General features: G+C 49.1%; 12 protein-coding genes and 1 pseudogene. 5 read left to right on the top strand and 8 right to left on the bottom strand.

Annotation, left to right across the window (positions count from 1 at the left end; all coding sequences use genetic code 11):
- Positions 1–64 (bottom strand): annotated as a pseudogene (locus tag E0D98_RS27960) (hypothetical protein); the annotation flags it as partial.
- 53 nt (positions 65–117) lie between these two features.
- On the opposite strand from E0D98_RS27960, the gene pdeR reads away from it, so the two are divergent.
- Entirely contained in the window at positions 118–2103 is a 1986-nt protein-coding gene (gene pdeR, locus E0D98_RS17820; RefSeq protein ID WP_000859953.1) for a cyclic di-GMP phosphodiesterase, read from the top strand.
- Here pdeR and ymiD read toward each other — a convergent pair.
- A complete protein-coding gene (gene ymiD / locus E0D98_RS27965; RefSeq protein ID WP_211180493.1) occupies positions 2085–2213 on the bottom strand; it encodes a protein YmiD in 129 nt (42 codons plus the stop codon). The two genes, pdeR and ymiD, sit on opposite strands and share 19 nt — an antisense overlap.
- 36 nt (positions 2214–2249) lie before the next feature.
- On the opposite strand from ymiD, the gene yciZ reads away from it, so the two are divergent.
- The 3 genes from yciZ to osmB all read left to right on the top strand — a co-directional run bounded on the left by yciZ (position 2250) and on the right by osmB (position 3749).
- Positions 2250–2423 carry a protein YciZ gene (gene yciZ / locus E0D98_RS17825; RefSeq protein ID WP_001288368.1) on the top strand — a complete coding sequence of 58 codons (174 nt, stop codon included), beginning with the start codon at positions 2250–2252 and terminating at the stop codon, positions 2421–2423.
- Between the two features lie 89 nt (positions 2424–2512).
- On the top strand, positions 2513–3262 hold the full coding sequence (locus E0D98_RS17830; RefSeq protein ID WP_047086936.1) for a DNA-binding transcriptional regulator YciT: 750 nt from the start codon (positions 2513–2515) through the stop codon (positions 3260–3262).
- 268 nt (positions 3263–3530) lie between these two features.
- Positions 3531–3749 (top strand): osmotically-inducible lipoprotein OsmB, encoded by a 219-nt coding sequence (gene osmB, locus E0D98_RS17835; protein ID WP_000498253.1) that lies wholly within the window; start codon positions 3531–3533, stop codon positions 3747–3749.
- Between the two features lie 125 nt (positions 3750–3874).
- On the opposite strand, the gene yciH is transcribed toward osmB, so the two are convergent.
- The 5 genes from yciH to pgpB form a co-directional block, all read right to left on the bottom strand.
- Positions 3875–4201: a stress response translation initiation inhibitor YciH gene (yciH, locus tag E0D98_RS17840; protein WP_001295580.1), complete on the bottom strand. Its 327-nt coding sequence runs from the start codon at positions 4199–4201 to the stop codon at positions 3875–3877.
- A complete protein-coding gene (pyrF, locus tag E0D98_RS17845; RefSeq protein WP_000176278.1) occupies positions 4201–4938 on the bottom strand; it encodes an orotidine-5'-phosphate decarboxylase in 738 nt (245 codons plus the stop codon). The genes yciH and pyrF overlap by 1 nt, the downstream gene beginning before the upstream one ends.
- A 192-nt stretch (positions 4939–5130) precedes the next feature.
- Positions 5131–6300, bottom strand: a complete 1170-nt coding sequence (gene lapB, locus E0D98_RS17850) for a lipopolysaccharide assembly protein LapB (RefSeq protein ID WP_000891350.1) — start codon at positions 6298–6300, stop codon at positions 5131–5133.
- A 6-nt stretch (positions 6301–6306) separates the two neighbouring features.
- The gene (gene lapA / locus E0D98_RS17855; RefSeq protein ID WP_000876286.1) at positions 6307–6615 is read right to left on the bottom strand and encodes a lipopolysaccharide assembly protein LapA; all 309 of its coding nucleotides are present in this window, start codon (positions 6613–6615) and stop codon (positions 6307–6309) included.
- 148 nt (positions 6616–6763) lie between these two features.
- A complete protein-coding gene (pgpB, locus tag E0D98_RS17860) occupies positions 6764–7528 on the bottom strand; it encodes a phosphatidylglycerophosphatase B (protein WP_001256538.1) in 765 nt (254 codons plus the stop codon).
- Positions 7529–7697: 169 nt separating this feature from the next.
- Between pgpB and ribA the strand changes: the two genes are divergently transcribed.
- Positions 7698–8288, top strand: coding sequence for a GTP cyclohydrolase II (gene ribA, locus E0D98_RS17865; protein WP_001176295.1), 591 nt, complete (start codon positions 7698–7700; stop codon positions 8286–8288).
- Between the two features lie 63 nt (positions 8289–8351).
- Here the strand turns inward: ribA and acnA are convergent.
- Positions 8352–10322 (bottom strand): aconitate hydratase AcnA (acnA, locus tag E0D98_RS17870; protein WP_085008013.1); only part of this gene is annotated, 1971 nt, incomplete at its 5' end.

Here is a 10322-nt window from a genome sequence, read left to right on the forward strand (position 1 = left end):
GGATTACAAATAAATATATAAAAAAAACAATGCGTTTAGCCGCCGTTAATTTCATGTAAGTCATGTTGTTCCTTTTATTTAACCGCGGACTCCGCTGTTAACCGGAGGATATGCATCATGAAAACCGTTAGGGAGTCCACAACGTTGTACAACTTTCTCGGATCGCACAATCCATACTGGCGGTTGACGGAAAGCAGCGATGTTTTGCGCTTTTCTACCACCGAAACCACAGAACCTGATCGTACATTGCAGTTATCTGCCGAACAGGCTGCTCGCATCAGGGAAATGACGGTCATCACCTCCAGCCTGATGATGAGTCTGACCGTCGATGAAAGCGATCTTTCTGTGCATCTGGTAGGACGAAAAATCAATAAACGGGAATGGGCTGGCAACGCGTCTGCATGGCATGACACACCGGCGGTTGCTCGTGATTTATCACACGGGCTTTCCTTTGCTGAGCAGGTAGTTTCTGAAGCACATTCCGCAATAGTGATTCTCGACAGCCGGGGGAATATCCAACGCTTCAATCGGTTATGTGAAGATTACACTGGGTTGAAAGAACACGACGTCATTGGCCAAAGCGTGTTTAAACTGTTTATGAGCCGTCGTGAAGCTGCGGCATCCAGGCGCAATAACCGTGTATTTTTTCGAAGCGGCAATGCATATGAAGTCGAACTGTGGATACCAACACGTAAAGGCCAGCGGCTGTTTCTGTTTCGCAATAAATTTGTCCACAGCGGCAGTGGCAAAAACGAGATTTTTTTAATCTGTTCCGGCACCGACATTACCGAAGAGCGCCGCGCTCAGGAGCGACTGCGTATTCTGGCAAATACCGACAGTATCACCGGACTGCCGAATCGTAACGCAATGCAGGATTTAATCGATCACGCTATTAATCATGCAGATAACAATAAAGTTGGGGTTGTGTATCTTGATTTGGATAATTTCAAAAAGGTCAACGACGCCTATGGGCATTTGTTTGGTGACCAGTTATTACGCGACGTGTCATTGGCTATTTTAAGCTGTCTCGAACATGACCAGGTGTTGGCGCGTCCAGGTGGCGATGAGTTTCTGGTACTGGCATCCAACACCTCACAAAGCGCGCTGGAAGCAATGGCATCACGAATTTTGACCCGCTTACGGCTCCCCTTTCGCATTGGTTTAATTGAAGTTTATACCAGCTGTTCAGTAGGTATTGCACTCTCTCCCGAACATGGTTCAGACAGCACGGCTATTATTCGTCACGCCGACACAGCAATGTACACAGCGAAGGAAGGCGGACGAGGACAATTTTGCGTTTTTACCCCAGAAATGAATCAACGGGTATTTGAATATCTCTGGCTGGATACCAACTTGCGTAAAGCACTGGAAAACGATCAGTTGGTTATTCACTATCAACCGAAAATCACCTGGCGTGGCGAAGTGCGCAGTCTGGAAGCACTAGTACGTTGGCAGTCACCTGAACGTGGGTTGATTCCACCGTTGGACTTCATTTCCTACGCCGAAGAGTCAGGGCTAATTGTGCCTTTAGGCCGTTGGGTGATTCTCGATGTCGTACGCCAGGTGGCGAAGTGGCGGGATAAAGGTATTAACCTGCGAGTGGCGGTAAATATTTCTGCACGTCAGCTCGCCGATCAAACCATTTTCACCGCCCTGAAACAGGTTCTCCAGGAACTCAATTTTGAATACTGCCCTATAGATGTTGAACTGACAGAGAGTTGTCTGATTGAGAATGATGAACTGGCACTGTCTGTTATTCAACAATTTAGCCAACTAGGTGCGCAAGTGCATCTGGATGATTTTGGTACCGGCTACTCTTCACTTTCGCAACTGGCGCGCTTTCCGATCGATGCCATCAAACTTGACCAGGTTTTTGTTCGAGATATTCACAAACAACCTGTCTCGCAGTCACTGGTCCGGGCGATCGTCGCTGTGGCCCAGGCATTGAATCTTCAGGTGATCGCCGAAGGTGTAGAGAGTGCAAAGGAAGATGCTTTTTTAACCAAGAACGGGATCAATGAGCGGCAAGGATTTTTGTTTGCCAAACCGATGCCCGCCGTCGCCTTCGAACGCTGGTATAAACGCTATCTGAAGCGCGCATAAGTAGATGAATATATATACTTAGCGCTATATCCCGTCATTATATATCGTATTCCTGGATGATAATTAGCCGTTGCTGTTAAACACTTCTCTTTTAGCGGCAATTTTTGCATTATTCATTTTCCACTTTTGCTATAAGGATGTCCTTGATGTCTGAATTTGATGCTCAGCGCGTTGCCGAACGTATTGATATTGTGTTAGATATCCTTGTGGCAGGCGATTACCACTCTGCGATCCATAATCTCGAGATACTTAAAGCAGAACTCTTGCGCCAGGTTGCTGAATCTACGCCAGACATCCCGAAGGCACCGTGGGAGATTTAACAATCGTGCCTTCAGGTTTTCCTATTTGAGGATGCCCGGCGCGTCAGTATTTTTTTATTTAGTATTATAACGTTATAAGAATTACAGCGATGAATTCCCGACAACAAACTATTCTACAGATGGTCATTGACCAGGGTCAGGTTAGCGTAACCGATCTGGCAAAAGCCACTGGAGTTTCTGAAGTTACCATTCGCCAGGATCTCAACACCCTCGAAAAACTGAGTTACCTCCGCCGTGCACATGGCTTTGCAGTTTCGCTTGATAGTGATGACGTCGAAACCCGTATGATGAGCAACTATACGCTGAAGCGTGAACTCGCCGAGTTTGCCGCGTCACTGGTTCAACCGGACGAAACCATCTTTATCGAAAATGGTAGCAGCAATGCCCTGCTCGCCCGGACTCTGGGCGAACAGAAGAAAAATGTCACTATCATCACAGTCAGCAGCTACATTGCGCATTTGCTGAAAGACGCGCCTTGTGAAGTCATTTTGCTCGGTGGCGTGTACCAGAAAAAAAGCGAAAGTATGGTTGGCCCTTTGACACGCCAGTGCATCCAGCAGGTACATTTCAGCAAAGCATTTATTGGTATTGATGGCTGGCAACCTGAAACTGGATTCACCGGTCGCGATATGATGCGTACCGATGTGGTCAATGCCGTGCTGGAAAAAGAGTGCGAAGCGATAGTCCTGACTGACAGCTCGAAATTTGGTGCTGTACATTCATACTCCATCGGTCCCGTTGAGCGATTCAATCGCGTGATTACCGATTCGAAAATACGCGCCAGCGATCTGATGCATCTTGAGCACAGTAAACTCACCGTTCACGTCGTTGACATTTAACCATTTCCCTTCTCTACGGATGATTTGCAGTTTGGCAAATCATCCGCTCTAAGATGATTCCTGGTTGATAATTAAGACTATTTACCTGTTATTAACACTCTCAAGATATAAAATTATTATCAGCGATATAACAGGAAGTCATTATCACCTGCGTGATATAACCCTGCGCGCGAGCAGATTTCACGGAATAATTTCACCAGGCTTATTCTTAGCTATTATAGTTATAGAGAGCTTACTTCCGTGAATCATAAATTCAGGAGAGAGTATTATGTTTGTAACGAGCAAAAAAATGACCGCGGCTGTTCTGGCAATTACCCTGGCAATGTCTCTGAGTGCCTGTTCTAACTGGTCTAAACGGGACCGCAACACCGCAATCGGCGCGGGTGCAGGGGCATTAGGCGGTGCAGTACTGACCGATGGCAGTACGTTGGGTACATTAGGTGGTGCAGCTGTCGGTGGTGTTATTGGTCACCAGGTCGGTAAATAATCGTAAATAAATGTCGATTATCGACTCGCAATTATAATACGCTTGATTCTGTTCAGTACGAAATAACTGAATAATACACACAGTAAAATATTCGAAAGCCACGGATATATCCGTGGCTTTTTATGTTAACCACCTGCGAGTTTTACCTTCATCCCTTTCGCTTCAAGTAGTGATTTTAATAAATCACGCTTATCGCCCTGGATTTCAATAACTCCATCTTTAACTGCTCCGCCGCAGCCGCATTTTTTCTTCAGTTCCGCTGCAAGTTTTGTCAGTTCGGCATCATCGAGATCGACACCGGTAATCAGGCAAACGCCCTTACCTTTACGTCCACTGGTCTGACGCTGAATACGCACCACACCGTCGCCTTTAGGGCGTACAGGGGCCGCTTTGGGCTCATCAATACGTCCGGTTTCCGTTGAGTAGACCAGACGGCTGTTGGAATCACTCATCATGCACTCCGCTGTAAAGAGGCGTTGATCGCTTTCAGCGTCTGCGCTGGATCTACCGATTGCGTTACCGGGCGACCAATCACCATATAATCAACACCAGCCGACAACGCCTGTTCTGGCGTCATAATGCGGCGCTGGTCACCAGCTTCACTCCCCTGCGGACGAATGCCCGGCGTAACCAGTTTGAACTCCTGACCGAATACCTGTTTAAAGCGCACAGCTTCCTGAGCAGAACACACCACACCATCAAGGCCACATTTTTGCGTCAGTGCCGCCAGACGTTCTGCATAATCTGCAGGTGACAGTGTCATGCCAAGATCGACCAGGTCGCTGGCTTCCATGCTGGTCAACACTGTCACAGCAATCAAAAGCGGTGCATCTTTGCCAAACGGAACCAGTGCCTCACGCGCTGCGGTCATCATACGCGCCCCACCAGAGGCATGAACATTCACCATCCACACGCCTAAGTCAGCTGCAGCAGCGACAGCGTGCGCAGCAGTGTTAGGAATATCGTGGAATTTCAGGTCAAGAAAGATATCAAAACCACGCTGTTGAAGTTCGCGCACAAACTGTGGCCCAAACAATGTAAACATCTCTTTGCCGACCTTCAGACGACAATCGCGTGGGTCGATCTTGTCGACAAAGGACAGCGCGTCATCACGATTATGATAATCAAGGGCAACAACCACAGGAGAATTCGTAACAGCGCGGGAAGAAGATGAAGCAGTTAACGTCATGACCAGACCTTCTTGATGATGGGCACCGGAAGTGGCGCGAAACAGGTAAACGGCGAGCATTCTACCCGTGGAAATAAAAAATTAACAGTTGCGATTTTTCCCCTGGCAGGCTTTTTCTGCGCCGTCGTTGCCGGAGCACAATGGAACATCAATAACTAGTATGTTGTAACTAAAGTAGGATTTTTTTAAAAATTACAGGCCATCAAGACCGCGAATCGGTTTAATGGTTGACCAGGCCCGACAAGACGGACAATGCCAGTAGAGGGTGTATGCGGTAAAACCACATTTCTGGCAGCGATAACGAGGCTTACTACGTACCTTTTCGCCAACCATGTCACGCAGCACCATCAGGCTCTCTTTGGCACGCCCTTCTTCCGCTTCATTTAAGTGGTAATCCATTAACTTATGGAACACACGCATGGTCGGATGACGCTGAAGCTGGCGCGTAATATAGATCTGTGCAGCCTCACTACCGTCGCGCGCTTCGATGATATCCGCAAGCATCAATTCAGCATCGGCACCGGTGTTCTCTTCCACCGCGCGTTGCAGGAATTCTGCCCATTCGGCAGTTTTACCCAACTGCTGATAGCAGGTTTGCAACATTTCCAGCGTTTCGCTGACCAGTTCTCTGTCCTGGGATATCACGCGTTGCAAACTTTCGACGGCTTTGGCGTATTCTCCTTTCGCCATAAACACGCGTCCCATCATGATGGATACGCGGGCGCTGTTTTTATCTGCCGCCGCCCCTTTTTTTAGCAATGTCATGGCACGATCGAGATCGTCGCTGGCCATATGCTGCAGGGCTAACTCACAGTAGAAATGGGCAATTTCGACGCGCTGTTTATCTTTACCCAGCTTCACCAGGCGTTCGGCAACATCAATTGCTTTCTGCCACTCACTGGTAGCCTGGTAGATTTGTAGCAACTGTTGCAGCGCGCCAATGCGGAAGTCAGTTTCATCGGTCAGCTGATTGAACATGTCTTCCGCGCGGTCGTATAACCCGGCGGCCATGTAATCACGCCCCAGTTGTTGAATCGCCAACAGACGCTGTTCATAGGTCAGCGAGGCGCTTTCCATTAGGGTCTGATGGATGCGAATAGCGCGATCAACTTCGCCACGCGAACGGAACAGGTTTCCGAGCGTAAGGTGGGCTTCAACGGTGCCTGTATCCTCTTTAAGCATATCGAGAAACAGGTCTACCGCTTTATCCTGTTGATTACTAAGCAGGAAGTTAACCCCCGCTACGTAATCACGCGACAAGCGGTTGGCTTCATCTTGCTTGTTTTGTTGCGCACTTCTGCGGCCCATATACCAGCCATAGGCAGCGGCTACAGGCAAAAGCAGAAACAACAACTCCAGCATAGAAAGTTATTCCTTCGCCGCTGACGAGTGCGGCACTACAGCCACGTCAGTCGCGGGTGAAAGCTGGTTTTCCAGTCGCTTTATTTTACGTTCAGCGCGCGCCAGGGAAACACGAACTCGCAGCCAGAACAGGCCACAAATCAACCAACCGATAGCAAACCCCGCAGCAAACAATACCGCCAGCAATGTGGAAATACGGTACTCCCCTTGCGCTAACAGATAATTAAACGTCACCTGTTGATCGTTCTGCGCACCCAACGTGACCGAAATCACGAAGATCGCTAACACCAGTAAGAAAATGAGTAAATATTTCACATTACTTCCCGTTATGTGGTTAGAGCGAATAAATTATGGTCAACTTACCGCAATAGCCCTTTAAAGTACCATTTTCGCGCCGTCTGCGAAATGGCATCCACGCGCATTGTTGATGATTTAAGGGCTAAATTCGGAAAATCAACCAGCGTTAACTTTCTTGTTCTCGTTGCGCTATTTCGCGATTTTCTTCCGCAGGTGGTGTTAATGGCCCACAAATTCGTTGCGCAAGCCACGTTGCCACCGCCACCAGCGCCCACGAAATCAACGTAGCTACTACCAGATCGCGTGGCCAATGCATCCCGAGCAGCAGGCGGCTTCCCATGACTCCCGTTGCCCAGACCAGCAAGATAGCAATGGTTAACGTTCGCCGACGCGGCCACAGCAAACCAACGGCCAGCAGTGCCCAACTGGCAGCAAACATCGTGTGACCGGAAGGAAAGGCAAACCCCGTCTCTTTCTGCCAGTGTGAACGCAAATATTGTGGGATATTTTTCTCTTCAGCCAACTGTTCTTTCACTAAATTTCCGCGTTCTGCTCGCTTTAAAGTGTAGAACTCATCAACCGGAATATGATGTGTTTTTTCCAGCCAGATAACAAAAGGTCGTGGTTCCTGGACTTTGTCTTTGATCCAGGATTTAACGCCTTGTCCCACAAGGATTGCGGCCGCCAGAATGGCAAATAATACAAAGGCAGCCTTAATGCGAAAACGCAGACACCAGAGAAACCAGCCGAATAAAATCAAATGTGTAATGACGCCCCAGGGCTGGGTGACAGTTTCAGTAACCCAAAAAGCCGCTTTTAGTAGCCAACTTTGTTCTCCAGGTTGCCAACGCCAGCCAGAAATCCATACGGCTACTGGCATGACAAGCAATAGTGCAGCTCCCACTGCGGTACGTCTGGCAATCGAACGCATGGCCTCTCCTTTTTGATAAGTCCCACAATCATAACTGAAAACGCCAGTTCCAGGAAAAATTGACAGATTTGTGCCATTCCGTGAACGATCGACGCATCGTGATTAGGTGAACCCCTTCTCGTTATGGCAAAATAAGCCAATACAGAACCAGCATTATCTGGAGAATTTCATGCAGCTTAAACGTGTGGCAGAAGCCAAACTGCCAACCCCATGGGGCGATTTCCTGATGGTGGGATTTGAAGAACTGGCAACCGGACACGATCATGTCGCGCTAGTCTATGGCGATATTTCCGGGCATACCCCGGTACTTGCGCGCGTCCATTCCGAATGTCTGACCGGTGACGCCCTGTTCAGCTTGCGCTGCGATTGTGGCTTCCAGCTCGAAGCGGCATTGACGCAAATTGCCGAGGAAGGCCGTGGTATTTTGCTGTATCACCGTCAGGAAGGTCGTAACATTGGTCTGCTGAATAAAATCCGCGCTTACGCACTGCAGGATCAAGGTTACGATACCGTAGAGGCTAACCACCAGTTAGGCTTCGCCGCTGATGAGCGCGACTTCACTCTTTGCGCTGATATGTTCAAACTCCTTGGCGTCAATGAAGTCCGCTTGTTAACCAATAACCCGAAAAAAGTCGAAATTCTGACCGAAGCAGGGATTAATATTGTTGAACGCGTACCATTGATTGTAGGTCGTAACCCCAATAACGAACATTATCTCGATACCAAAGCCGAGAAAATGGGCCATTTGCTGAACAAATAACCCTCTTGCATTGTGTAATTAGTTTGCTTGCCGGAAGCAAAATAACCGGCAAGCAAATACTTGTTACTTCAACATATTACGAATGACATAATGCAAAATGCCGTCGTTCTGGTAGTAGGTCAACTCCGTCGCGGTGTCGATACGACAACGGCAGGGTACGACCTCCTGGCTACCATCCGCGCGCGTAAGCGTCACCGGAACCGTCGCACCGGGTTGTAGATTTTGCAGATCGCCAATATCAATCTTCTCTTCCCCGGTTAGTCCTAACGTTTTACGCGTTACGCCTTGCGGAAATTCCAGCGGCAGGATGCCCATGCCAATTAAATTCGAACGGTGAATTCGTTCAAACGATTCGGCAATCACCACACGAATTCCAAGCAGACGAGGACCTTTTGCCGCCCAGTCACGGCTTGAGCCTGAACCATACTCTTTCCCGGCAATCACCGCCAGCGGCGTTTGTTCCTGCTTATAGCGCATCGCAGCATCATAAATAGAGACTACGTCGCTGTCAGGTAAATGCCGCGTCATCCCCCCTTCAACGCCAGGCACCATTTCATTACGGATGCGAATATTGGCGAAGGTGCCGCGCATCATCACTTCATGGTTACCACGCCGCGAACCGTAGGAGTTAAAGTCTTTTCGCTCAACACCCCGACCTTGTAGATATCGACCCGCTGGGCTGTCGGGCTTAATACTGCCCGCCGGAGAGATATGGTCAGTGGTGACTGAATCCCCCAGCATTGCGAGGATCCGCGCACCGTGAATATCTTCCACTGGTGCTGGTGTTGCCTGCATTTCATCAAAGAAAGGCGATAAGCGAATATAGGTTGAGTCCTCCTGCCAACCGTAGGTATCGGATCGTGTGACGTTAATTTCCTTCCACTCTGCTGTGCCTTCAAAAACTTCTGCGTACTCTTTGCGGAACATTTCTGTGGAGACTTGTTCTACCGCACGGGCAATTTCTTGTGCCGATGGCCAGATATCTTTCAGATATACCGGATCGCCTTTACGATCATGGCCGATAGGCTCAGAAGCCAGGTTGATATTCATATTTCCCGCCAGCGCATAGGCAACCACCAGCGGCGGCGAGGCCAGCCAGTTGGTTTTAACCAGCGGATGGATACGGCCTTCAAAGTTACGGTTGCCGGACAGCACCGCACCGACGGTTAAATCGCCTTTTTTGATTGCCGTTTCGATAGGATCGGGCAGCGGCCCAGAGTTACCAATACAGGTGGTACAACCGTATCCCACAAGGTTAAACCCCAGTTCGTCGAGATACGGTGTCAGTTTCGCTTTTGCCAGATAATCAGAAACGACTTTCGAACCCGGTGCCAGCGACGCTTTGACCCACGGTTGCCGCTTGAGGCCCAGAGTTACGGCTTTTTTCGCCAGCAAGCCTGCGGCCATCAGCACACTTGGGTTAGAGGTGTTGGTGCACGAGGTTATCGCAGCAATGACCACAGCGCCATCAGGTAACTGATACTGATGTCCGTTCATAACATAATCGACCGGCTGGCGATCTTTATGCGTGGCATTCACTTCCAGTTCGTTACTGGCGGCAAATGCTTTTGGTACATCGGGCAGTGCAACGCGATCCTGTGGGCGTTTTGGCCCTGCCAGGCTCGCTTCAACGTCATTCATATCCAGTTCTAACGTACTGGTAAAAATCGGTTCATCGCCCGGGTTACGCCACATGCCCTGCGCTTTGGCATATTTTTCGACCAACTCAACCTGATCTTCGCTGCGCCCGCTTAAACGCATGTAATCGAGGGTTACAGCATCGATTGGGAAGAAGCCACAGGTGGCACCATATTCTGGCGACATATTGGCAATGGTGGCGCGATCCGCCAGCGGTAGTGAATCCAGACCATCACCATAAAATTCGACGAATTTCCCCACCACGCCATGTTTGCGCAGCATTTGGGTAACAGTGAGAACCAGGTCTGTGGCGGTAATACCTTCACGTAATTTACCGGTAAGTTTAAAGCCCACTACGTCCGGGATAAGCATGGAAACCGGCTGGCCTAACATTGC

Source organism: Escherichia sp. KCJ4928, assembly GCF_004352695.1.
Classification (GTDB): domain Bacteria; phylum Pseudomonadota; class Gammaproteobacteria; order Enterobacterales; family Enterobacteriaceae; genus ECMA0423.

Bases quoted from the DNA above. Each gene is read 5' to 3' on its own strand.
- pdeR (WP_000859953.1), top strand. From the start codon at position 118: ATGAAAACCGTTAGGGAGTCCACAACGTTGTACAACTTTCTCGGATCG.
- ymiD (WP_211180493.1), bottom strand. From the start codon at position 2,213: ATGCAAAAATTGCCGCTAAAAGAGAAGTGTTTAACAGCAACGGCTAAT.
- yciZ (WP_001288368.1), top strand. From the start codon at position 2,250: ATGTCTGAATTTGATGCTCAGCGCGTTGCCGAACGTATTGATATTGTG.
- E0D98_RS17830 (WP_047086936.1), top strand. From the start codon at position 2,513: ATGAATTCCCGACAACAAACTATTCTACAGATGGTCATTGACCAGGGT.
- osmB (WP_000498253.1), top strand. From the start codon at position 3,531: ATGTTTGTAACGAGCAAAAAAATGACCGCGGCTGTTCTGGCAATTACC.
- yciH (WP_001295580.1), bottom strand. From the start codon at position 4,201: ATGAGTGATTCCAACAGCCGTCTGGTCTACTCAACGGAAACCGGACGT.
- pyrF (WP_000176278.1), bottom strand. From the start codon at position 4,938: ATGACGTTAACTGCTTCATCTTCTTCCCGCGCTGTTACGAATTCTCCT.
- lapB (WP_000891350.1), bottom strand. From the start codon at position 6,300: ATGCTGGAGTTGTTGTTTCTGCTTTTGCCTGTAGCCGCTGCCTATGGC.
- pgpB (WP_001256538.1), bottom strand. From the start codon at position 7,528: ATGCGTTCGATTGCCAGACGTACCGCAGTGGGAGCTGCACTATTGCTT.
- ribA (WP_001176295.1), top strand. From the start codon at position 7,698: ATGCAGCTTAAACGTGTGGCAGAAGCCAAACTGCCAACCCCATGGGGC.